Genomic DNA, 23,039 nt, shown 5'->3' with positions numbered 1-23,039 from the left:
CGATTACGCTCCGACCGACTGGGTGAAACAGGCATTGGTGAAGTAGTCGTCAAGACCGCTGAGGCGCAGTGCTTCGCTCACCGTAGCGCTGGGGTTGCTCAGCAACAGCTGGGTTCCCTCCTTGAGGGACTCGCGTTTGATGAGGATCAACAGCTGCAACCCGGCACTGTCCAGCTCGTCGACATTCGACAGGTCCAACTCCACTTCATGGGCCAGAGGAAACAACGACAACAGCACGTCCTTTTGCTCGGCAGCCGTATAGATCGTCAGCGGGCCCTCCATGACCTGGATTCGACGCAGCATCGGGACGGAGCTTTTCATGCAAACCTCCTGGCCAGCGGTCGCTGGTCATCGCTATGGCAGGATCAACTTGGAGACGGCAGTCAGCATTTGCGCCGGCTGGAAGGGCTTGACCATCCAGGCCTTGGCGCCGGAGGCCTGGCCTTGCTGCTTCATCGCATCGCTGGCTTCGGTGGTCAGCATGATGACCGGCGTAAACTTGTAGGCCGGCAACAGCTTGGCGGCCTTGACGAAACTGAGGCCATCCATGTTGGGCATGTTCACATCACTGACAATCAGGTGGATTTTGCGACCGTCCAATTTGCTCAGGGCGTCTTTGCCATCACAGCCTTCGATCACGTCGTAACCGGCGCCTTTGAGCGTGATGCTGACCACTTGCCGGATGGAGGCCGAGTCATCGACGATCAGAATGGTTTTGCTCATCGGAAAAGCTCCTCTAGAAGAAAGTGATTTCGTTGGCATCCGCCTTCGCATGCGGTTTACCGTCATGAATGGCGTGCTGCTCCGGCATGGTGTAGGCCGTTGATAACTCGTGCAGCCAACGGTCGCTGGTCATCGGCGCCAGGGTATGTCCGCCGAGGCTCAACTCATTGCGCTCGTCCAGTTGCTGCTGCAACTTGTCCAGGTCGTGGGTAATCAAGGTCAACATCTGGCTGACGCGGTCCTGGAACTGCAGGGCAACCAGCACCTGGGCAATCTCGTCGGCGACGTTGGCGCTCTGCTGCTGCAGGTCATGACTGTTGCGCACGATGGTCTGGGCGGTCGCGCGAAAATGTTCGATGACCTGCGAGACCACGCGCTCCGAATCGGCGAGGGTCAGGGTGTCTTGTTCGGCGTGGTGGCGGGACATTTGCACCGTACGGGCAATGGCGGCGTTGACGGTGATCACGGTTTCGCTGATCTTGCGCCCGGTCTCGCCGGACATGCTCGACAACTTACGCACTTCATCTGCGACCACCGCAAACCCTCGTCCCGCCTCCCCGGCTCGCGCGGCTTCAATAGCCGCGTTGAGGGCAAGCAGGTTGGTTTGACTGGCGATGTCACCGACAAACTTGGCCATCTGCTGAAGTTGCTCGGTGAACCCGGAGAGTTGCATGACTTCCTTGAGTTCATTCTCTTTATTGGAGAGCGCAGCACGCAGGGCCAGGACGATGGAATTGAGGTCATGCTGGCCGACTTCCAGCAAGTCGACCAATTGTTGCGAGGCATCCTGGCCGCCGTTGCTGGACACGCTGTGACTGATGTTTGAGGAGAGCGTGCCAAAGCGTTCGCTGAGCTTGAGGATCGACGTTTCACTGATCGAGCGAGCCGCTTCTATCTGCCGGGACCAGATCGGCAGCACGCTGACGCACACTTGTGCCAAGCCGTTATCGACGGCCAGCGTCGGCGGCACCGAAGCCGCTTGATCAAGCTGTTGCTGAAGGCGATTGCAGTGTGCCTGGTACCGCTTGTTCGTCCACAAGCCCATGCCAATACACAGCGCAAACAACGCGGCACCTGCCACCATCGCCTCCAGGCTGAAGCGCTCGCTGTAGGCAATCGCAAGTCCGCCGAGCAGGCCCGCAAAGGCGACGGGAAACAGAGCCAGAGCCGCTCTAGGAAATGGTGTCTGATCGGTCACGGTCTATCTCCCAGTCAAAGCCTGTCGCCACCGCCTGATCGGCAATTCGGCTGCTTGAAGGGAATACTGGCCCAATAATGGCATCGCCACCATCGGAGCATCCCTATTCTGGGGTAGGGATACCGGGAATCAGGCTAGGAAAATTCCTACCCCCGTACGCGTGTCACGAAATACCCAGGGTCATCGCGAAACGCACAATGTCGGCGGTGGAAGAAAATCCCATTTTTTCCATCAGCCGAGTCTTGTGGGTACTGACCGTCTTGTTGCTGATGACGAGTTGCTCGGCAATCTGGTTGACGCTCATGCCGTGCGCCAGCAAGCGCAGGATCTGGAATTCGCGGTCGGACAAGCTCTCGACAAAGGTCTGCTGCTTCAAGCCACTGCTCTGCAGCGCGATCTGTTCTGCCAGCCCAGGGTCCAGGTAACGTTGGCCGCTGACCACCCGACGGATCGCCACCAATAGGGTTTCGGGATCGCGGTCCTTGGTGAGGTAGCCAAGCGCACCGGCACGTAATGCCCGTTGCGCGATATGGATTTCGTTATGCATGCTCAACACCAGAATCGGCAGGTTCGGGTACTGGGTATGCAGGCGCGCGATCAAGATCTCGCCGCTGATGCCCGGCATATTCATGTCGAGCAGCAACAGGTCGATCTCGACCTGACGCAACAATTCGATCAGTTGCGTTCCACTCTCGGCTTCGGCCACTACCTGCAAATCGGCGACCAGCGAGAACAACTGTTTGAGCCCTTCGCGCATGATGGTGTGGTCATCTGCGATCAGCATTCGAATCATCAATACCTATCCTTGTGCATCGGAATGAAAGCCTGGACCGTCGTGCCTTGTCCGGGGTGGCTGAAAATGATCACTTTGCCGCCCAACATCAAGCCACGCTCACGCATGCCTGCCAGGCCCAACGTCTTGCGGCCGACGGCATCGGGGTCAAACCCCTTGCCGTTATCCTGGACCTCCAGCAGCCAGTGCGTCTCCTGCGGGGTCAGGGTCACGCTGACCTGTGTCGCCTCGGCGTAGCGGGCGATGTTGGTCAACGACTCCTGCACGATGCGAAATGCAGCGGTAACGTGGGTGTCCGGAAGGGTCAAGGGAATCAAAGGCAGGTTCAACGCGCAGGGAACCCGGGTAGAGGTGACGAATTCGGCTGTCAGCCATTCAAGACCGGACACCAGCCCCAGGTTCAGCGCGGAGGGTCGCAGGCTGGTGGAGACATCACGCACCACCTGGATCGTCTTATCGGTCAGGGCCATCAAGCGCTCGACCTGAGGGGTGAGCTCAGGCGTATCGGTGCCGAACTGAAACCTCAATAACGAGATGCCCATGCGCAGTGCCGTCAGGTGCTGGCCCAGTTCATCATGGATTTCTCTGGCGATCAGTTTGCGTTCCTCTTCCCGCGCCGTTTCCCGGCGGGTCGACAGGTCACGTAATTGGGCGTTGGAATTGGCCAGGCGGCGTTCCGCAGCGCGCAGCTTGGAAATATCGCGCCCCACGGCCAGTACGCTGACGACGCGCTGGCCGTCAAGCTCAGGGACAAAATGGATCAACACCACCTTGGGCGCGGTTTTCAAACCCGACAATAAAAATTCCTGCTCCGTGGCTTTGTTCTGCTGAATCACCTGGGCCACCAACTCTCGAAAAAGCTGGGACTGAGCGTTCAGGGGAAACACCTCATCCATGGGCATGCCCATCAGTTCCGGCCAGGCACCGCCCACCCACTTCCTCAACTGCGCATTGACATAAAGCACTTCGCCTTGAGCACTCAATCGGGCGACCGCGTCCGGGCTGTTTTCCACCAGTGCGTTGATGTCGTGCTGGCGTTCCAGTTCTTTTTGCCGGGCCCTGGTCAGATGAGTCACATCGCGACAGATCACCAGTACCCGTTGGCCCGCGCTGCCGGAATCAGCCACCGGCACCAAGGTAAAATGCAAGTTACGGACTTCGTTGCGAACCAGCATGCCTTCATCCGACTCCACCACCCGTGCGGCGGCCCTGCACTGCTCGTAGAGCGTCTGGATTTTTCGCGCGTTCGACCGACCAAAAATCGACTCCAGCGCCTCGCCGATAACATCATCATGCGGTTTTCCAAGCACCTGCAGCAACGCGGGGTTGACCTCAACGCAGCGTAGGTCACCGAGTGGCGTAACCTCCAGCAGGCACAACATGTCCAGGGTATGGTCGGAAATATCCCGGTAACGGCGCTCGCGCTCCCTGAGTAACGATTCGGAGCGCAAGCGCTCAATGGCAATGGCCGCAATGTGACAGGTCTGGCGTACGCGCTGCAGGTCGCTCTCTTGCGGCAGGGAACCAGGCGACTGAGATAACTCGAAAGCCCCCAGGATGTGCCCCTGGTTATCCACGATGGGCTCGGACCAGAATGAAGGAACGCCTTCTCCAAGAGTCGGGGCAGAAGGCTTGCGTGCCGACGACCCGAGACTTTGCGGGTCGGCAAGCACGACGCCACAGGAACGGTGGGGCAAGGCCAACTGAAGGTAGCCCACCAGCAACGCCAGCGTTTCGTCTAAAGGAGCCCCTGTGGCCATGGTTTCGAATATGCGTAAACGCGCATCTTCAAGCACTTGCTGCTTACGCAGCTCAGTGATGTCGTGGGCGAGCGCCAGCACCCCCACCACCTCACCTGAAGGGCTGCGCTCGGCCATCAAGCTGACCACACAACTCACATAATCACCACTGGGCGCGACCACCCAGCTATTCAGAAATTGAGCCGTCTCGCCTGTGGATGCCACGTGACGCAGTTGATTCAGGTAGTCGCCGGACTCCTGCATGGGGCTGGCGCCGATCGCTTCGTCGTAGGACATGCCGGTCAAGAGCAGGAACGTCGGGTTGACGTACGTGCGCAACAAGTTGCGGTCGTAACGAACAATGATATTGGGTGAGTTTTCCGCGAGGGTGAGGAATTTGAGCTCGCTGCCCAGCAAGGTTTCGCGCAGTTGCCAGTTCTCGGTGATGTCTTCCAGTTGGGAGACAAAACAGATCGGCTGCCCCTGGTCGTCCCGCACCAGACCCACGGTCAAGCGTACCCAGACAACCTGACCGTCGTGGTGGATGTAGCGTTTATGCAAGGTGGCGCCCTGCCGTGCACCGCCCTTCAACTCTTCTATCAACTGCTTGCCCACCTCGCGGTCCTCGGGGTGGGTCAAAGCCATGAACGTGGTGCTTTGCAGCTGCGCTTCGCTGTAGCCCAACAGCGTGCAAATCACGTTATTGGCCCGTAGCCACCGACCGTCAAGCGCCACGAGCGCCAACCCGGTACCGGATGAATCGAAAATCGATTTAAGGGGTATATCTGAAAAGCGCTCGCCGTCGGCGGTAGAGCGAGTGAGTTCCAGGCCAGGGGTAATCTCAGCGATAAAGTAGTCGTGCTGCCACGGCGTTATCGATACGCCCAACCGGCCCACTCCCCTCGCTGTCGCCTCAAAAAACACCCGGGACTTTCCATCGGCCTTCTCGAGCGCCGCATAAAAAAGCCCGTAGTCCTCTGGCCGCAGCAGGGCGAGAAACTCGGCCCCTGCATCAGGTGGTACTCCATGCTGGAGCTGCAACGCCGAAAACGCAGGGTTACCCACGACGACCAGGGCAGATCGATCCAAGACAACAACCGCACCCGAAAGGCAGGCAAGTACGCCTTTAAGGGTTTGCAGCACTTCCTTGTCAGCCATCGCAGCTCCTGCAAACGTCTACTCTTACGACCAGGAAATAACCCACCGTAAACGCTTCGAAAGGTTTTTATGGTCGACGAATAAGAATTCAGTTTCCCGGCGAAGCCTGTAGCCGCCCATTCGATTGAATACACATCCCAGTAAGATTCACACCAGCAGCACCATACGGATGGTCTCTACAGCGACGCTGTAGATTATCGTAGCCTCATTTACGGGCTGCGCCAGCCAGACCAAAGTTTATGACACCAATGAACGCCAAACCTCATCCTTTCGAGAGCAAACACCCCGTTACTGACAAGCGAACATCAGAGCGAAGCTGCGTTTAAGCGTCTACGCTGTCTTTTTCCTTGAGTAACTCCGATGACTTATCAAGATAACGACCAAACCGAAAATACACGTCAACACAGGGCGGTGAGCACACTCGGATGACACTGCTTTACCCTTATCACCCTCCCGACAACACACCAATAAACAAACCGGCAGAAGCAACTAAAGCTATCAACAAACCCTCCTTAATTTGTGCCGAGCGGTTTAATACGCTGCATCTAATCCACAACTCAAAATACCCCATGAATTTGGCTCATTTACCAGCGTTATTTACACTTCACCTGCTAATAGCCTGATAGCGTGCCCCCCTAAAACTCCGATATTCCCTACCCGCCCTTGAACAGCCCCTCGCCGTCCTGGAAGTCTTGCAGGTACAGGCGTCGGAATTCCAGCAGTGAGTGAGGCGCCTCGGGCACGCCCAACAGGGCGAGCCAGTTGCGCTGGACCCGCGCTTCACCGTGCTCGACAGCATTTACGAGCCCGGTCGGATAGAACCAAAGACGGGCGCCCATGTTTGAGTAAGGCCGGGAGATAAACCTCAATGACCCTATCAGCAACCGGTGCACGCCAGGGTATCGAAACCACGCTGCCACTTCCTCCGGGGGCCGCCACGCCTCTCTCATCAGCCGAAGACAGTGCTGCGGCAAAATAGCGCGTTTTATTTCATGCCTGAACTGCGGCTAAATACCCGCCCTTTTGCGTCGATTGCTTCGATGGCTATGTTCAAACGTATCAGCCCCTGGATCGCCTGCCTGGCCCTGTTGCTCAACATGCTGGCCATGCCGCTGAGCCGTGCCCTGCAAACGCCGGACAGCGGCCTGATGCTTTGGGGCGGTTTCTGCTCCGGGGGCGCGTCGCAAGCCCTGCCGCCAGGCTTTGCCAAGCTGATCGACCCTTCGCAGCAGGCCCCGGCACCCACCGCCATGAAGCACAGCGATTGCTGCTGTGGCCATGCCGGGCTGGCCGCCCTGCCCTCCAGCCATTACCGGCATCTGCTGCCGCGCTATACACCCGATATCGCCCTCGACAACCCGTTACTGCCGACGTTGCAACCCAAGGTTCGCTGGCCGGACCTGAACCCGCGCGCCTCTCCTGTCGCCTGATCGCCCCGAACCCTGCGTTATCAGTTGCCCTATGCGGGTGACTGGAACGTCCTTGCAGTTTTTGGCTATCAGGAAGTATGTCCATGCCTGTTCTCTTGACTGCGCCGCGTGCGCAGCGTCACGCCGTGTCCCGTTGCCTGTGGCCGCTGATTTCAGCCGGCCTGTTCGCCCTCAACCCGTTATGTTCAGCCCTTGCCCAAGCCGGCAAAAGCGAAGACTCGGCCCTGACCCTCGGCACCGTCACGGTCCAGGGTGCAAGCGGCGCCAGCGGCCCGTTGAGTACCGCCAGCGTGCTCAGCTCGGTGGATATCCTCGGCGCCGACATCCTCGAAAAAATGCCGGTCAACTACAGCTGGGAGCTGTTCAGCCGCGCGCCGGGGGTGATGCTCACCGAGTTCAACCAGGGCACCACCTCCGGCAAGATTTCCTTTCGCGGCTTCAACGGCGAAGGTGAAGTGAATGCGGTGAAGCTGCTGATCGATGGTATTCCGAGCAACAGCAACGACGGCAACATGCCCTTCATGGACATGATTTTCCCGATGGAGCTGGACAGTATCGAAGTGGTGCGCGGCACCAGCGATGCGCGCTACGGCCTGAACAACATTGCCGGCAACGTCAATATGCTCACCCGCACGGGCGGAGACTACACCAAGGCGCGCCTGCGTTATGGCAGCTTCAACACCCAGGAAACGCAGTTCGCCAAAGGCATCCAGGGCAGCAATTGGACGCAGAACTACTTCTTCGCCTACCAGAAATCCGCCGGTTACCGCGACCATGCCGAGGCGGACAAATTCTCGATGTCCGGCAAATGGTTTTACACCCCTGACGACAACAGCTACCGCATCGGCCTGATCGCCCGTCACTACGAAACCGAGGCACAGGAGCCCGGTTACTTGAGCGAGGACGATGCGCGCCGACACCCGACCATGACCAACCGCTACAACGCCAGCGATAAAGGCACACGGCGCATGAATCAGGTCAGTGTGCATTTCGACACCGAACTGGCCGACACCCTTGCCTGGTCGGCGAAAACCTACGTCAACACGTTCGATGACCGACGCTGGACCCAGTACTGGCGCACCAGTGCCCAGCAGGAGCGCGACGCCTACGAAACCCAGTACGGTGCCCTCACCTCGCTGACCTGGCGCCCGCAAGTCAGTTGGTTGTATGACTTCGCCCTGGAAGGCGGCGCCGATACCCAACAGCAACAGAACCGGAGCGAGCGCTACCGCACCCTGGACCGCGCGCGCCTGGCGCAAACCCGCGACCAGCAGTTCGACTTCGACACCTACGGCGCCTACATGCAGGCCGAGATCAAGCCGTTCGAGTCGTTGAAGATCATCCCGGCGTATCGCGTCGACAAGATCCAGGGCAACTTCACCAATGAAATGACCGGCCTGGACTACGACATCAACGACTACGGGCTGATCAGGCAACCCAAGCTCAGCGTGGTGTACTCACCTTGGGACGTGGCCAGCGTGTACGCCAACTGGGGGCGCACGTTCCAGGTCGGCAGCGGCGCGGCGGCCTACAAGATTCCGCCCAGGGACACCGACCTGGCGCCGTCCATCAATGAAGGCTGGGAAACCGGGATCAAATTCACCCCTGCCGACTGGGTCGACGGCCGCGTGGCGTATTGGCAACAGGAAGCCAGTGGCGAAGTCAGCCGCAGGCTCAATGACCCCAGCGGCGAGTCGGACAACGTCGGCGAAACCCGCCGCTGGGGTTACGACGCGCAGCTGAACCTGCACCCGAATGAACGCACCGAGATCTGGCTGGCCTATGCCTGGCAGTACTCGAAAATCCTCCAGCCCAGCGCGACGCTGCCCAACAGCAAGGGCCAGGAAATCGACCACATCCCCCATCACCTGTACAACGCCGGCGTCAGCTTCAAGGCCACGCCGGCCCTGCAACTGACCGCGTGGATGAACGGCCAGACCCACTACTACCTGGAACGCGAGAACACCCAGGGCACTTACGGCGGCTATGTCCTGATGAACCTGGGGGCGACGTACCGGGTAACCGAGTCGCTCAGCGTCGACCTGCAACTGAAAAACCTCACCAACCGCTACTACGAGTACGCCTGGTATGACCCGGACGGTGCCAAAGCCTCGCTGCACTCACCGGGTGACGGGCGTGCGTTGTATAGCGGGGTGACGCTGGACTTCTGAATGGGCTCAACGCTGAACGTCCGGCAGACAGCGCTGTTGTGGCGAGCGGGCTTGTACCGCTCGCCACAGAGGTTCCAGTTTACTGGGCGACAGCGCTGCATCGAAGAGGTAGTGCCTCCCTCCCACATTTGGATAGGAGACAATCAGTCAAATGTCGCCAGGCTATGGATCCGTCACAGGACCAATCTCCCAGCCATAACAAAAAAATGCCCACCCCCGGCAAGGGATGGGCATTTTTCCTCCAATCATTACTGCTTGGCGTGCTTGGCCTGCACTTCAGGCATCGCCGAAGAGTGATGATTCAGAATTTTCCACTGGCCACCCACCTGCTCATAGACGAAGGTGTAGCGTGCCTGCACATGGCGCACCTTGCCGTCCGACTCGGTCAGGGTGAAGGTGTAGACGCCACTGTCCATGGCCACGTTGCTGCCCAGCTGGCGAATCTCGCGGTAGTTGATCTGGCCCACCGGCTTGAGCGCCACGAAGTGGTCAAAGTAGTCCTTGATCTGATCCGGCGTCGTGCGTACCTGGTTGGACACGGTCGGCTGCAACACAGCGCCCGGCGCATAAAGGTCGACCACCGATTTCACGTTGCCGGTCTGCAAGGCGCTGTTCCAGCGGTCGAATAAACTGGCAATCTCGCGGTCTTTCACATTGGCTGGCGCCTGGGCCACCTCACGGTAGACATACGGGGCCGTCTCGGCGGCGTGAACAAACGGTACGCTCAGGGCAAACATCAGGGCGATTGGGGCGATCTTGAATTTCATGGCGTTACTCCAGTGGTCGTCGTTGAGGCCACTTTGCCAACCTGCCCGCTGCCCGCCATCGGCCAACCGGAGGTATTTACCTATGCCATTTGGCAGATAGCGCCCAAGGTGCCCGACCCTGTTTAATAGCTAACCCTCGCGCCCGCAGCAATGGAGCATCACCCATGCATGACACGCCCCATGATCCCGGCAGCGCCTTGGCCATGCGCGCGCATTTTCGCCAATCGCAAAGCCGTACGGCGCGCCTGCGCCTGCTGGTGGATACCGGCCAGCAACTGCGCCAGCTGGCCCCCGACGCCATGCGCGAACACGTGCTCGCGCGGGCCTGCGCGTTTCTGGCGATGGACCACGGGCTGCTGCAGGAGTGGGACGCCGAGGGCGTCGCCTACACCAGCGCCCGCCATGGCAACCCGGCGCGATTGGGCAGCCTGGCCGCCCTCGCCGACCGCAGCCTGCGCACGCCGTGCTGGCAGGAACGACCAGCAGAGGACTTGCCCAGCGTCTTGCAAGTGCCGTTGCGCGCCGGTGATGGCCATGCCTTTGGCGTACTGGTGCTGGGCAATAGCGTCAGCCTGCGGGCGCCGGAGCACGAAGACAGCGAATCCCTGCAGCTGCTCGCCACCCTGCTGGCGGCCCACCTGGAAAACGATCGGCTGCTGACCACCCTCAAGCTCCGTGACAAAACCCTGTCCGACCTGGTGAACCGCTTGCTTCGCGCCCAGGAGGACGAACGCAAGCGTGTGGCCTACGACCTGCACGATGGCCTGGCGCAAACCCTGGCGGGTCTGCACCAACGGCTGCAGGGCTTTGCCGGGCGCTGCCCGCCGCTGCCAGACGCGTTGGCCGCCGACCTGCAGGCGATTCTTACCCTGGCCCAACACTCTGTCGGCGAGGGCCGGCAACTGATCGCGGGCCTGCGTCCCACGGTGCTGGATGATTTCGGTTTGTTCAAAGCCCTCGATAAAGAAGCCGACCGCCTGCGTGACGCCGGAATCAGCGTGGTGTGGCAGGCGCACTGTGAGACGCGCTTGCCCAGCCAGGTGGAAATCGCCTTGTTCCGGATCGGCCAGGAAGCCATCAACAATGTGCTCAAGCATGCGCGCGCCAGTCGGGTGCAACTGACCCTGGCGCTGCACGACGGCCAGGCGTCCCTGCGGCTGGACGACAACGGCAAAGGCTTCACCTCAGCGCCATCCCTCGATGACGCCCAGCATCTGGGCCTCGCCACCATGCAGGAGCGCGCCAGCCTGCTGGGCGGCAGCTTTACCTGCGTCAGCACAGTCGACGGCGGTACCCAACTGCACGCCCGCGTGCCAGCCCCCTTGATTGGAGTACCCCAATGACCCACGTCTTGCGCCTGGTGCTGGCGGACGATCATGAAGTCACGCGCACCGGTTTCGTGTCCCTGCTGGCCGGACATCCGCAGTTCGAGGTGGTCGGTCAAGCCAGCGATGGCCTACAAGCGGTGGAACTGTGTGAGCAACTGCTGCCCGATATTGTCATCCTCGACATCCGCATGCCCGGGCTCAACGGCTTGGGCGCCGCACGCTTGCTGCAACAACGCCTGCCCGCGGTGAAGGTGGTGATGTTCACCATGGACGACAGCCCCGAGTACCTGGAGGCGGCCATGAATGCCGGTGCGGTGGGCTACTTGCTCAAAGACGCCAACCGTGCCGAGGTGATCCAGGCGCTGCAACACGTGGCCGCTGGCGGCGAAGCGCTCAACACGGCGGTCAGCGCCCGGCTGTTGCGGCGCATGACCGAACGCCAGGCCAGCGGTGCCGCCCCCAGCGAACCGCTCACCCCACGGGAACGCCAGGTCCTCGGTTTGGTCGCCAACGGCATGAGCAACCGGGCCATCGGCGAACACCTGGGCATTACCACCGGCACGGCCAAGGCCCATGTCGAGCGGGTGATCGGCAAGCTCGGTGCGGCCGACCGCACCCAGGCCGCCGTGCGGGGCATCGCCTTGGGCCTGGTGACACCAACATGAAGCGGCGCTGGGCCGACCTGCCGCTGCGCGGCAAGGCGCTGGTCGTGATTTCACTGCCACTGGTGGTGCTGTTGCTGTCCCTGGTGCTGATCTACACCACGGAACGCCAGACCGCCCGCGCCGAAGAGGATGTGCGCCGTGTTTTGCGCGTGCAAAGCGATATTCAGGCCGTGCATACCCTGCTCGCGGAAGCCGCCGCCAGTGTGCGCGGTTACCTGCTCACCCGCCGCGAAGACTTCCTGCCCAGCTACCTGAACGCCAAGCCCCAGATCGAGTCAGCCCTGCGCCGACTGGACCGCAACGTACGCGATCAACGGGTGCGCGAGCAGCTCAGCGCGATCAAGCCGCTGATCGACGGCAAGGTCGACGGGCTGGAGGAAATGCTCAAGGACAGCGACGCCACACCGGAGTCCATCAGTGCCATCCTGATCAGCAACAAGCACATCCTCGATGCCCTGCGCCAACACATCAGCAGCATGCTCACCCTCGAGGAGTCGTTGCTGGCCGAGCGCAGCGCCGCCGCGTCCGAGACCCGCCAACGCTTGTTGCTCTCCACCTGGCTGGCGGCGATCTGCGGACTGTTCGGGGCGATTGTCGCGGTGCTGTTTCTGTCCAAGGGCATTGTCGCCCGGGTCCAGAATGTGCAGCGCAATGCCCAGCGCCTGGCCCTGGGCTCGCCGCTGCTGCCACAGCCGCCGGAACAAGACGAAATCGGCCAGTTGGGCACCAGCCTGGTGGAAGCCGGACTGTTGCTGGCCGAACGCGAACGCGCGTTGCGCGACAACGAAGAACGCTTGCGGCTGATCATCGATGGGGTCAAGGACTACGGGATCTTCGCCCTCGACACGGCGGGCCATGTCACCAGTTGGAACAACGGCGCCGAGCGGATCAAGGGCTATACCGAACAGGAGATCATCGGCCAGCATTTCTCGGTGTTCTACCTGCCCCAGGAATGCCCGCAGCACCCGGACATGGCCTTACGCGAGGCCACCCGCAACGGCGATTACACCGAAGAAGGCTGGCGCTGCCGCAAGGACGGCACGCGGTTCTGGGCCAGCGTGGTCATCACCGCGCAGTACGACGGCACCGGCGCCCTGCGCGGATTTTCGAAGATCACCCGCGACATCACCGACCGCCGTGCGGCGGAGATCGCCCTGCGCACCGCCCGCGAGGAGGCCGAACGCGCCAGCCGCGCCAAAAGCGAGTTCCTGTCACGCATGAGCCATGAACTGCGCACCCCGCTCAACTCGATCCTGGGCTTTGCGCAGTTGTTGGACATGGACGCGCCCAAGGCGCAAAAGGCCGATGTCGGTCACATTCTGCGCGCCGGGCAGCACCTGCTCACGCTGATCAACGAAGTGTTGGACATCGCCAAGATCGAGGCCGGAAGCCTGGCGTTGAATATCGTGCCGATCCCGCTGGCGGGCACCTTGCAAGAGGCGCTGACGCTGGTGTCGCCCATGGCCGCCGACGCGGGCGTGCAGTTGCAGCCGCTGCCGGCACTGGCGGCGGACACGGGCATCGTTGCCGACCGCCAGCGCCTGACCCAGGTGCTGCTGAACCTGCTGTCCAATGCGATCAAATACAACCGGCGCGATGGCCAGGTGAGCATTGAGGTCGGCATCCATGGGCAGCGTATCCGCGTGTCGGTATGCGATACCGGCAACGGCATCGCCGCCGATCATATCGGCCAACTGTTCAAGCCTTTCGAGCGCCTGGGGGCCGACCCGAATGTGGAAGGCAGCGGCCTGGGCCTGGCCCTGAGTAAAAGCCTGCTGGAAAACATGGACGGCCAACTCACGGTGCAGAGCCAACCCGGCATCGGCTCGCGCTTCACTCTGGAACTGCCCTTCGTGCGCGTGGCGCAAGCCCCGAGCATCGCCACGCCCGGCATCGACATCGAATTGAAGCGCCCTGCCCCCGTCGTCAGCACCTTCGAGGGCAAGGTGTTGTGCATCGAGGACAACCTCTCCAGCCTGGCGCTGATCGAAACCCTGCTGCAGCGCCGGCCCGGCATACGACTGCTGTCGAGCATGCAAGGCCAACTGGGCCTGGACCTCGCCGCGCAGCATGCGCCACAGTTGATTCTGCTGGATGTGTCCCTACCGGACATCAATGGCTTGAAGGTACTGCAACGCTTGCGTCAGTCACTGATCACCCGCGACACACCGGTGCTGATGATCACCGCCGACGCCAGCGACCTTACCCGCCAGGCCTTGCAGGAGGCCGGCGCCACCGCGGTATTGAACAAACCGATCAACGTGCCGGCGTTTCTCGCCCACCTCGACCAAGCTTTTCCGGAGCCCGCGTGAACCTCGACCTGCGTATCCTGATCATCGACGACCAACGCCCGAACCTCGACCTGGTGGAGCAACTGCTGGCGCGCGAAGGGCTGACCAACGTGCTGAGCAGCACCCAGCCGCTGCGCACCCTGGAGTTGTTCAACAGCTTCGAACCGGACCTGGTGATCCTCGACCTGCACATGCCGGAGTTCGACGGCTTTGCGGTGCTGGAACAACTCAACCGGCGCATCCCCCAGGGTGAATACCTGCCGATCCTGGTGCTCACTGCCGACGCGACCCGTGACACGCGCCTGCGCGCCCTGGCCCTGGGCGCCCGGGACTTCATCAGCAAACCCCTGGACGCGCTGGAAACCATGCTGCGGGTGTGGAACCTGCTGGAAACCCGGGTGCTGTACAAGACGCTGCGTACGCTGGTGCCGGCGGGCCAGATTGAGTTGTTGCAGCGGCGCGGTGCTACCTCCACGCCCGGCAACGTCGAGGCCCAGCCGGGGTCAGCGGCGACACGACGCTGCTAGTGCCCGCGGGCTCGGTTTTCAAGGTTCGGCAAATGGAAGCGGTGTGTCGGTATCACGGCGAACGGCAAACACATTCAGGGTCATCGCCACCAGGGCGTAATAGCCGAAAACCCCGACCAGCTCGACCACGGTACTGTTCACCGCACTCAGGAGTTGGTCGGTTATCTCATCCAAGTGACAGTCCTCAAGAATGAACGGCGGCGCAAGCAAGCGCGGTGCGCTGGCGATATCGGCGTTGAAGTAACGAGAAACAATGGTCGACGACTGCCGGCCCAACGCATTGGGTCGGGCCCACAACACACGCGCGCCGTTCGCAGTATTACGACGATGTGACACACCCCTCATTTTGCTGCCAGTGCTGTTGCTGCTCGCCTGGTTCACCGGCCTCACCTCGGCCTTTATCGGTGCCGTAGCCGGCTATTTCGTCTACATCTCGCTGCACTACGTGATGCACCGCCCGCAGCATTGGGCCTATGCCTTTATTCCGGGATTGGTGGCCAATCACGACCTGCATCACCGCAAAGGCATCGAGAAGAATTTCGGGGTTTCTTCACCGCTGTGGGACCATGTGTTTCGCACTTATATTCGAACAGAGCACGCCTGAACCTCTGCTTGGCGATTGTTTTTATTACGAACAAATCTAGCCGCCCACACTCCTGCGCCGCCAACCTTATCTACGCTCTAGCCCGTGCCAGGAGGCGCATTGAAGAGTCCATGACGGACCCACTGTCTCCCGGCACCTGATGCCTAGGAGATACCGATGAGAATGGAAACCCATCGCCCCCGGCCCGGGTTCGGCTGTGCGCTGTTTGGCGCGTTGCTGAGCCCCCTGGTCGTCGCGGCCCCCACGTTGTCTACGCAAATACCCTTCGATGTCACGGCGACCCCGCCCTTCTCTCTCGACAGCCTGCAAGCCAACTTCGATGAAATGTCGTGGCAGACGTTCATTGCGCTGAACTGGCCGGCCCTGGACACGGGTCAACCCAATAACGGTGTGCAGATCGGCCAGCAGGACGCGGCCACCGTGTGGGAAAGCTATAAGGAGAGCTATCAGATATTCCTGGCCCAAGGGCAGAAGCCGCTGCCTTTTCACGCGCCCGCCAGCGTACCGAAAGCCTGTGAAGGCAAGGGTTCCGGGCGCTTGCTGCAACAGATGGGCAAGGTCCCGGATGTGCTCGACGAGTTTATCCAGCCGTTTGAGAGCGGCCCTCTGGTGGACCAGAGCGGCGTGTACACGCGCAATGAAATCGTGGTCAACCAACCGATGTTCGACGGTATCGTCAACAACGGCCTCTACAGCATTCAAGGCCAACAGGCGTTTTTTGCCGCCAGCCCGACCAATGCCGTGGCGTTCAGTTGCGGTAACCCGCACACCAGTGAGGTGGGTTCGCTGATGGTCAAGGCCTCGTGGAAGGTGCTGGACGGCAACGACAATCCCGCCAGCTTCCATAGCGTCGACGCCCTGGTGTATACGCCGGGCAACAGCGACCCGAGCAAAGGGCCGGTGGTGGCCGAGTCCTGCGTGGCCGAGCCGGTCGGGCTGGTTGGCTTGCATATCGTGCACAAGACCACCAGCGCGCCGCAGTGGGTGTGGTCGACCTTTGAGCACGTCGACAATGTGCCGGAAAAAACCACGCCTCCCGCCGAGCGCAAAGGCCCGTACCTGTTCTACAGCGCCAGCAGCCAGGCCGAGGTCAACCAGCCGCCGCCCCGGCCGTGGAACCCCGCGGTGAAGGCCGCGCCCTCGCAGATCGTGCGCGAGATACCGCTGACCAATGAAACCAAGGCCCTCAACACCACCTACCAGACCCTGCTGCGAACGGTTAACCCCAACAGCGTATGGGCCAACTACCAGTTGATCAGCACCCAGTGGCCGACGCTCAGCGGCCAACCGCCGTGCCAGATCTCCGCCACCAAGCCGCTGGGTAACCCGGCACCGTCGTTCCTCGCCAATGCCACGTTGGAGACCTATATCCAGGGCACCGTGCCCCAAGCGTCATCGAGCTGCATCGCCTGCCACGGCAATGCCGCCACCCACGTTACCCAGTCGCCGCGCACCAGCTTCGCGGACTTCACCTACCTGCTCGAGCGCGCCCAATCCACCGGTGTGACAAGGAGTCAGCCATGAGTACCGACCTGGACAATTTCACCGGCCTGAGCGTGGTGCTCACCGGCATCAATCAGGAACTGCTGGCGCCGTCGGTAGACCCCATCGGCCTGCCCACGACCTTTCTCGATTTCATCGGTCCGCGTGTCGGCCAAAGCGTGCTCAGCGCCCTGCTCGCGCAATACGCCACGCTGGCGGCCGACCAGGCGACTCCGCAGCAAATCGGCACAGCGATCCTGATGCAGAACGGCCAACCGGCACCGACGCAAACCGCCCAGGTGGCACGCGCGATCATGAAGCTCTGGCTGCTGGGCGTGTGGTACCAGCCGTATACCCAGGGTGCGTTCCCGCTCGGCGAGCAAACCGTGGTGAGTGACGAGGCCTACACCCAGAGCTGGGCGTGGAGTATTGCCCAGGCCCACCCCATGGGCTACAGCGAGTTCTTCTTCGGCTACTGGAACAGTCCGCCGCCCAACCTGGAAGACTTCACCGGGGTCACCGCCAGCACGCAGCCAGGAGCATCGTCATGAGTAGCGAACAAGCAGATGTGGTGATTGTCGGTGCGGGCCTTGCAGGCAGCCTCATTGCCTATCAATTGGGGCTGGCCGGAGTGCAAGTGCTGGTGTTGGAATCGGGGCCGGAGATCCCGCCCAATCGCAACCAGTACCTGGAGCGTTTCTACACCGCCACACTGAAGACGCCCGAATCACCCTACCCACCGGTGAGCACCCTGAGCCCGGCGCGCAACCCGGCTGAACAGAACGCACCGCGCGCGACCATCGCCGACCTGATCAATGGCTGGAACAACCCCGCCATCAGCTACCTGGTGCAAAAAGGCCCGTTGCCGTTCACCAGTACTTATGAGCGCGTGGGCGGCGGCACCACTTGGCATTGGGTCGCCACTTGCCTGCGCATGCTGCCGAATGATTTTCGAATGAAATCGCTGTACGGCGTGGGGGTGGACTGGCCGATCAGCTACAACGACCTGCAAAGCGCGTATTGCCGTGCCGAGGCGGAAATCGGTGTGGCGGCGAATGTGGCCGACCAGGCGTACCTGGGCATTACCTTCCCGGCCAACTATGAATACCCGATGACCAGCATCCCGCTGTCGCTGGTCGATGGCAGCTTCGTCAACGCGGTGCAGGGCCAGGCGTTCCAGGGCCTGCCCCTGGTGGTCAGCCCGACGCCAGCCGGACGCAACTCGCAGCCGTATGCCGGGCGACGGGTATGCGCAGGCAACACCAACTGCACGCCGATCTGCCCGATCCAGGCCAAGTACGATGCCACGGTGACCATGAACAACGCGCTCAACACCGGCAATGTGCGGGTGCTGTACAAGACCGTGGCGAGCAAGGTCACCGTCGCGGCGGACAACAGCATCAGCGGTATCGAGTTCATCCAGTACCAGCTCGGTGATGGACCACCGACCGGCACGGGCGTTGCCGTCGGGCAACGTTATGTGATCGCCGCCCATGCCATCGAGACGCCCAAGTTGCTGCTCAATTCCACCAGCAGCGCCTGGCCCAAGGGCGTGGCCAACAGCAGCGGCCAGGTCGGGCGCAGCCTGGCAGACCACCCGATCTACCTGGCCTGGGGCCTGATGCCCGAGGGCAAGACGGTGTTCCCGTATCGCGGCCCGGTGTCCACCTCCGGCATCGAAAGCCTGCGCGACGGCGCGTTCCGCAGCCAGCGCGCGGCCTGGCGGATCGAGATCGGCAACGAGGGCTTCAACTGGCCGATCGGCGACCCGTACACCACCGTCGCCGACCTGATTGATGGCACCAACGTCAGCCACACCAACCCGCTGCCAAACAACCCGGGCGCGCCCCAGGTGCTGTTCGGCACGGCGCTGGTGCAACAGTTGAACAACCTGCTTACGCGGCAATTTCGGGTGGGTTTCCTGGTGGAGCAAGTGGAGGAGGATCCCAATAACGCCAACTGCTACATCGTGCCTTCCGGCCAATACAAGGACCGCCTGGGTATCCCGCGCCCGGAAATCCACTACGACCTGTCCGACTACACCAAGGAGGGCTTCAAACAGGCGCGTATTCTGGCCAGTCATGTCATCACCGAACTGCTCGGGGCTACCGAACTGACTGCCGACATCCCGCCTGGGGTGTTCACCTACCAAGGGCAATCCTATTCGTTCCAGGGTGCAGGGCACTTGATGGGCACCTACCGCATGGGTGATGACCCCAAGACCTCGGTGGTGGACAAGACCCAACGCAGTTGGGACCACAACAACCTGTTCCTGGTGGGCGATGGCGTGTTCCCCACCACCGGCACCTCCAACCCAAGCCTGACCATCGCCGCGCTGTCGATCCAGGCCGGCGACACCCTGTGCAACGAGCTTAAAGCCGCGACGGTACAGGTGCAGGCCAACCAGCCGTGGCAAGGTACCGGCGTGCAAATCAGCGGCCCGAGCCCGCGCCTGGTGCGTTATGTCAGCGGCAAGTGGCTGGCCAGCCCGGTGGGCGGCATGGTCGATGGCAACGGCAGCCCGGGGTTGATCGCCAAGGCGGGCTACACCTTGGCGGGGGCTAATGAGGGGGCGCTGATTGGCCGTGTGAGCAGCAGCGGGACACCGTTTCTGGTGGGTGACCTGGCGGAAATTCCAACGGGGCAGACCGGGGAATTGCAGCTGTGTATCAACGATGATCTGGAGGGGCGTTATGGCGTTGGGTTGGGGGATAACCAGGGGGCGCTGACAGTGTTGGTGGGGTTCGGTACCACGTAGGGTCCTTGGCTGCGGGGAAAACCCGCAGCCCATTTTTTGAAGGTGGCTGGCAGACAGTCGGAAATGGCTACTCGCCACTACTCGAATCGATAGGTAAACTTCAAACCCATGCACCTCGGGGGCGGCCCCCGGTCTTTAAAGTCATAGGAAACAGGTGGACATTCATGGAAGAAAGTCATATCTGGCTCGGCGAGCTATTAGCACGCGCACAGGCCAGTCAGCTTCAGGGCGAGATGACAGACGCTCAATTCCAGCAGGTTTTGCTCCATGTCCTCGCCGTGCAAATCGTGGACTGAGACAGCCCTAAATGGGTCAAGGAGCGGGAGACTAAGTACTGGGTCTACCACGACACCATTCAGGCCAGCGTGCACATGCTGATGGAGCACTGTGGCCTCGCCGAAAAAATCACTGCATGCGACGAACAGACCTACGAACAGCTTTCAGTGCTGCTGGATGAGGTCACGGAGCAACTGGACGGAGAAGAGTGCCTCCACCTGTTCGACGCACTTTTTTATTTTCTTGCCACCCAAGCCCGTTTCGACCGCCGCCATGCCCAGATCAGCGGAGCACTCGCCACCGGCTTGGCGCGCGATGAAGGGCTGATCGACCTGGAGCCCTACAGTGGCGAAGCCTTCGTCAAGCATTTCGACCTCCATCAGGGCCGGTTTGCATACTTGCTTGTTGAAGGTAGCGCGGCCCTGCACCACTTGACCCGACTCAGACTGATCGTGCAAGGCGTCAATGCCGAACTGATCCAAGGTCTGCCGAATGACTTCAAATGTGAGAGCCTCTCACTGCTGGATAATCCGGTCTATTTGAAACAGCCCTTCGTCTCACTGTTACAACGGACCGAAGAAGGCACGTTAACGGGGCGAACACTGATGGTGTTCACGCCTGGCCGGACCCCAACCCCCGCCGCCCTGGATAAACTCAAGCAACACCTGTCCAGCAATGACCTGCTTGAAGCCGTGTTCGATTTCACGAGCTATAACGACGCTGGCAACGCCACCCGCTACTACGCCTGGTTGTTGAATAGCCAAAAATCCCAGGCAGACAGAACGTTGTGCATCGACACACGCAAATTGCTGTCTGGCATTCGGGGGGTCAGCGCAGAAGAGCTCGCCTACTTTTCAGCAGCGATTTACCAGATATGGCGGTCAGATGGAGCGTTGCGCTTCAGCCAATACCCTGAGTCGAAGCTGCTGGGTTCACTCAAAGGGCTGTTTGCCCAATGGTTCGACACTGGGTATGAGGATGTCGACGGCGTTTGCGTAGAACTGGACACCAAGGATGTGCTCAGGACCCGCATCGGCGGGACTCGGGTTCCGCCCGTTGACCGAGTACGGGAAATTTCACTGCTCGACCGGCGCCCGCTAGAGCACTTGCTCGCGCAACCAGGCAGCGTATCTTCCTGCACCTACGTCATCGGTAACAATGGTGCCGGCAAAAGCCTGTTGTTGGCTTCTCTGGTTGACCACCTGCAGCAACAGTCCACCGCCAGTGTGGCCATTGTGGTTGGGCCGATTGACCGTTTTCCCTTGGGCAATCGCGAGAAGTATCCTCATTATCGCTACCTGGGCGACCGGACGAGTACCGGGTATTCATCGCAAACCATCGAGCGCAAGTTGATCGACCTGTTGGTCGAAACGGTCGAGCTACCTGAGCGCCTGGCGTTGCTGGAAAACCTGCTTGAGCGCCTGGGCCTCAAACAGCGCCTGTACCTTGCGCCCAGTGGTGCATTCAACGAACTGCTGCGACCACTCGACCTGGCCGCCCAAGTCATTCCCCTTGCACTCGCGGTCAGTGAACATGTTTCCCTCAAGGGACTGAGTCTCGCATTGAGTCGCCAAGGCCATTCCAACCTGCTGAAATTCACCGACCTCAGCTCCGGCGAACAACAGGTGCTGCTCCTGTTCGCCAAAATCATGGCAAGCGCCGGCCCCGGCAAAGTGCTGCTGATCGATGAGCCAGAAGTGAGCCTGCATGTCGGTTGGCAGCAGTTGCTGCCGAGCCTGTTCAGCCTGATGGCAGAACGTCTGCAAACCCGGTTCGTGATTGCCACCCATTCACCGACCCTGGTTGCCAATGCCAAGGACAACCTGAGCCATTGTTTTATGGCCAAGGACAATCAACTGACAGAAATTGCGCCTGAACAGCGCCACTCAGTAGAGACCATCCTGCTCAAGGGCTTCGAGACCTACACCCCACACAACCGGGAAGTCGCCGAGCGCTGCGCGGCGCTTGTGACCGAGGCTATTCGAGCAACCAACAGGGGCCAGGCGGGTAAGTATGCCCAACAACATGAAGACCTCAGAAAAGCACTGGAATACATGACAACCATCATGAAGACCTCCGGCGACGCCGAAGACAAGCGCTACCAACAGGACCTGCAACTCATCGAACACGCGAGTCTTGCCATCACCGAAACCTTTGCCCTTGCGCAACAGGCGTTGCCAGCATGACCCGCCCCACCGGCGAGCCGAAGGCAGCGCTCCTCTACAGCGAACAGCGCAAGTTTCTGCACGCATTGCGCAAGGGGGCAAAGGCTTTTGATAAAAGTATCTGGGGCAAGCTGGGCGACCCTGCCAAAGCCGACTGTGCGGCGCTCAAAAAACGCTTGCGCTTAGCGCTGAAAAGCCGCCAGGAGCCCAGGTGTTGTTACTGCAAGCGCTGGTTGCTTAACCATGCGAGTGCAGCACCCATCGAACACGTGCTGTCACGCGACACCTATCCTCAATTCGCCTTGCATCCGCGCAACCTGGCGATTGCGTGTGTCGATTGCAACTCGGTCAAGGGCAAGGCCGACTGGGGCAAGTTCCCTGGGACCCCGGCGCTTTACCCCACGGCAGACGTCATGACCTTCTTTCATCCCCGTCACCATCGCTACGATGAACATATCCGCTTCATCCGTATGGAAACCAATCGCCAGGAGTTCGTCACCTATCACGGCCTCACGCCCCAAGGACAACACCTGTGCACCCAATTACTCAGCGCTGTGGTCGGTAAACGCAGCCTTAAGCGCAGCTACCCCGCACTGGCGGGCTGGCAACGCACCATCGATGACTTGGATGCCCAGGGCGATTCAACAGACCGCCCAGAACTGCAAGCCTTTCGCCATGCCATGGAAATAACGATTGCCGAACGGCTGAACGACGGCGGTAAGGCCAGCGCACTGTGGGTGGTTCCAGATGACGCCGCCAAAGATGCGGCACCGAAAACATCGGGCCGCAAACACACTCGGTCACGCAAACAGCAACTCGCTCATGATCCCATTCGCGCTATCCAGGAACAGCTTGCGTTCGACTGATCGCGCAGACTTCAAGCTACGCCGCACTCTGGATATGTAGGCTCAACACAACGGACCTGAGAGGTTCGTTACACACGCAACAACAGTCTTTTGTCATC

Annotated in this window: 20 protein-coding genes and 1 pseudogene; 13 read left to right on the top strand and 8 right to left on the bottom strand. The window is 60.8% G+C overall.

Annotation, left to right across the window (positions count from 1 at the left end; translation table 11 throughout):
- Nucleotides 1-3: 3 nt before the first annotated feature.
- The 6 genes from FBY10_RS29350 to FBY10_RS29325 all read right to left on the bottom strand — a co-directional run bounded on the left by FBY10_RS29350 (nucleotide 4) and on the right by FBY10_RS29325 (nucleotide 6,450).
- On the bottom strand, nucleotides 4-321 hold the full coding sequence (locus tag FBY10_RS29350; RefSeq protein WP_131696443.1) for a lipid asymmetry maintenance protein MlaB: 318 nt from the start codon (nucleotides 319-321) through the stop codon (nucleotides 4-6).
- 33 nt (nucleotides 322-354) lie between these two features.
- Nucleotides 355-723, bottom strand: coding sequence for a response regulator (locus tag FBY10_RS29345; protein WP_027605685.1), 369 nt, complete (start codon nucleotides 721-723; stop codon nucleotides 355-357).
- 13 nt (nucleotides 724-736) lie between these two features.
- A complete protein-coding gene (locus FBY10_RS29340) occupies nucleotides 737-1,768 on the bottom strand; it encodes a methyl-accepting chemotaxis protein (RefSeq protein ID WP_256663611.1) in 1,032 nt (343 codons plus the stop codon).
- 316 nt (nucleotides 1,769-2,084) lie between these two features.
- Complete coding sequence (locus tag FBY10_RS29335; protein WP_145338659.1) at nucleotides 2,085-2,714, bottom strand: response regulator transcription factor; 630 nt, start codon at nucleotides 2,712-2,714, stop codon at nucleotides 2,085-2,087.
- A complete protein-coding gene (locus FBY10_RS29330) occupies nucleotides 2,714-5,611 on the bottom strand; it encodes a PAS domain S-box protein (RefSeq protein ID WP_145338658.1) in 2,898 nt (965 codons plus the stop codon). Before FBY10_RS29330 ends, FBY10_RS29335 begins: the two co-directional genes overlap by 1 nt.
- Before the next feature lie 653 nt (nucleotides 5,612-6,264).
- The gene (locus FBY10_RS29325) at nucleotides 6,265-6,450 is read right to left on the bottom strand and encodes a hypothetical protein (protein ID WP_131696446.1); all 186 of its coding nucleotides are present in this window, start codon (nucleotides 6,448-6,450) and stop codon (nucleotides 6,265-6,267) included.
- Nucleotides 6,451-6,651: 201 nt separating this feature from the next.
- Between FBY10_RS29325 and FBY10_RS29320 the strand changes: the two genes are divergently transcribed.
- Nucleotides 6,652-7,041, top strand: a complete 390-nt coding sequence (locus tag FBY10_RS29320) for a DUF2946 family protein (RefSeq protein WP_145338657.1) — start codon at nucleotides 6,652-6,654, stop codon at nucleotides 7,039-7,041.
- A gap of 83 nt (nucleotides 7,042-7,124) precedes the next feature.
- Complete coding sequence (locus FBY10_RS29315; RefSeq protein WP_145338656.1) at nucleotides 7,125-9,212, top strand: TonB-dependent receptor; 2,088 nt, start codon at nucleotides 7,125-7,127, stop codon at nucleotides 9,210-9,212.
- Nucleotides 9,213-9,460: 248 nt separating this feature from the next.
- Here the strand turns inward: FBY10_RS29315 and FBY10_RS29310 are convergent, their stop codons facing one another.
- Complete coding sequence (locus FBY10_RS29310) at nucleotides 9,461-9,979, bottom strand: SgcJ/EcaC family oxidoreductase (protein ID WP_145338655.1); 519 nt, start codon at nucleotides 9,977-9,979, stop codon at nucleotides 9,461-9,463.
- A gap of 164 nt (nucleotides 9,980-10,143) precedes the next feature.
- Between FBY10_RS29310 and FBY10_RS29305 the strand changes: the two genes are divergently transcribed.
- The 4 genes from FBY10_RS29305 to FBY10_RS29290 are packed head-to-tail and all read left to right on the top strand — an operon-like array spanning nucleotide 10,144 to nucleotide 14,790.
- Nucleotides 10,144-11,322 carry a sensor histidine kinase gene (locus tag FBY10_RS29305; RefSeq protein ID WP_131696450.1) on the top strand — a complete coding sequence of 393 codons (1,179 nt, stop codon included), beginning with the start codon at nucleotides 10,144-10,146 and terminating at the stop codon, nucleotides 11,320-11,322.
- Nucleotides 11,319-11,972: a response regulator transcription factor gene (locus tag FBY10_RS29300; RefSeq protein WP_131696451.1), complete on the top strand. Its 654-nt coding sequence runs from the start codon at nucleotides 11,319-11,321 to the stop codon at nucleotides 11,970-11,972. The genes FBY10_RS29305 and FBY10_RS29300 overlap by 4 nt, the downstream gene beginning before the upstream one ends.
- Nucleotides 11,969-14,284 (top strand): ATP-binding protein, encoded by a 2,316-nt coding sequence (locus tag FBY10_RS29295; protein WP_145338654.1) that lies wholly within the window; start codon nucleotides 11,969-11,971, stop codon nucleotides 14,282-14,284. Before FBY10_RS29300 ends, FBY10_RS29295 begins: the two co-directional genes overlap by 4 nt.
- On the top strand, nucleotides 14,281-14,790 hold the full coding sequence (locus tag FBY10_RS29290) for a response regulator (RefSeq protein WP_145338653.1): 510 nt from the start codon (nucleotides 14,281-14,283) through the stop codon (nucleotides 14,788-14,790). Before FBY10_RS29295 ends, FBY10_RS29290 begins: the two co-directional genes overlap by 4 nt.
- 18 nt (nucleotides 14,791-14,808) lie before the next feature.
- On the opposite strand, the pseudogene FBY10_RS29285 reads toward FBY10_RS29290, so the two are convergent.
- Nucleotides 14,809-14,919: pseudogene (locus FBY10_RS29285) on the bottom strand (carboxymuconolactone decarboxylase family protein); the annotation flags it as partial.
- 217 nt (nucleotides 14,920-15,136) lie between these two features.
- Between FBY10_RS29285 and FBY10_RS29280 the strand changes: the two are divergent.
- From FBY10_RS29280 to FBY10_RS29255, 7 genes are all read left to right on the top strand, one after another.
- A complete protein-coding gene (locus FBY10_RS29280; protein WP_256663607.1) occupies nucleotides 15,137-15,394 on the top strand; it encodes a sterol desaturase family protein in 258 nt (85 codons plus the stop codon).
- Nucleotides 15,395-15,550: 156 nt separating this feature from the next.
- A complete protein-coding gene (locus FBY10_RS29275; RefSeq protein WP_145338652.1) occupies nucleotides 15,551-16,918 on the top strand; it encodes a cytochrome C in 1,368 nt (455 codons plus the stop codon).
- Nucleotides 16,915-17,427, top strand: a complete 513-nt coding sequence (locus tag FBY10_RS29270) for a sorbitol dehydrogenase (protein WP_145338651.1) — start codon at nucleotides 16,915-16,917, stop codon at nucleotides 17,425-17,427. The genes FBY10_RS29275 and FBY10_RS29270 overlap by 4 nt, the downstream gene beginning before the upstream one ends.
- Nucleotides 17,424-19,634 (top strand): GMC family oxidoreductase, encoded by a 2,211-nt coding sequence (locus FBY10_RS29265; protein ID WP_131696456.1) that lies wholly within the window; start codon nucleotides 17,424-17,426, stop codon nucleotides 19,632-19,634. Before FBY10_RS29270 ends, FBY10_RS29265 begins: the two co-directional genes overlap by 4 nt.
- Before the next feature lie 164 nt (nucleotides 19,635-19,798).
- On the top strand, nucleotides 19,799-19,930 hold the full coding sequence (locus tag FBY10_RS31930; RefSeq protein WP_256663606.1) for a hypothetical protein: 132 nt from the start codon (nucleotides 19,799-19,801) through the stop codon (nucleotides 19,928-19,930).
- 147 nt (nucleotides 19,931-20,077) lie between these two features.
- Nucleotides 20,078-22,096, top strand: coding sequence for an AAA family ATPase (locus FBY10_RS29260; protein WP_178116813.1), 2,019 nt, complete (start codon nucleotides 20,078-20,080; stop codon nucleotides 22,094-22,096).
- Complete coding sequence (locus FBY10_RS29255) at nucleotides 22,093-22,941, top strand: HNH endonuclease (RefSeq protein WP_145338649.1); 849 nt, start codon at nucleotides 22,093-22,095, stop codon at nucleotides 22,939-22,941. Before FBY10_RS29260 ends, FBY10_RS29255 begins: the two co-directional genes overlap by 4 nt.
- Nucleotides 22,942-23,039: the final 98 nt, after the last annotated feature.

The organism is Pseudomonas sp. SJZ103 (genome assembly GCF_007828335.1).
GTDB lineage: Bacteria > Pseudomonadota > Gammaproteobacteria > Pseudomonadales > Pseudomonadaceae > Aquipseudomonas.
Note: the sequence above shows the minus strand (reverse complement) of the source record. Positions and strands in the feature narration are given on the sequence as shown.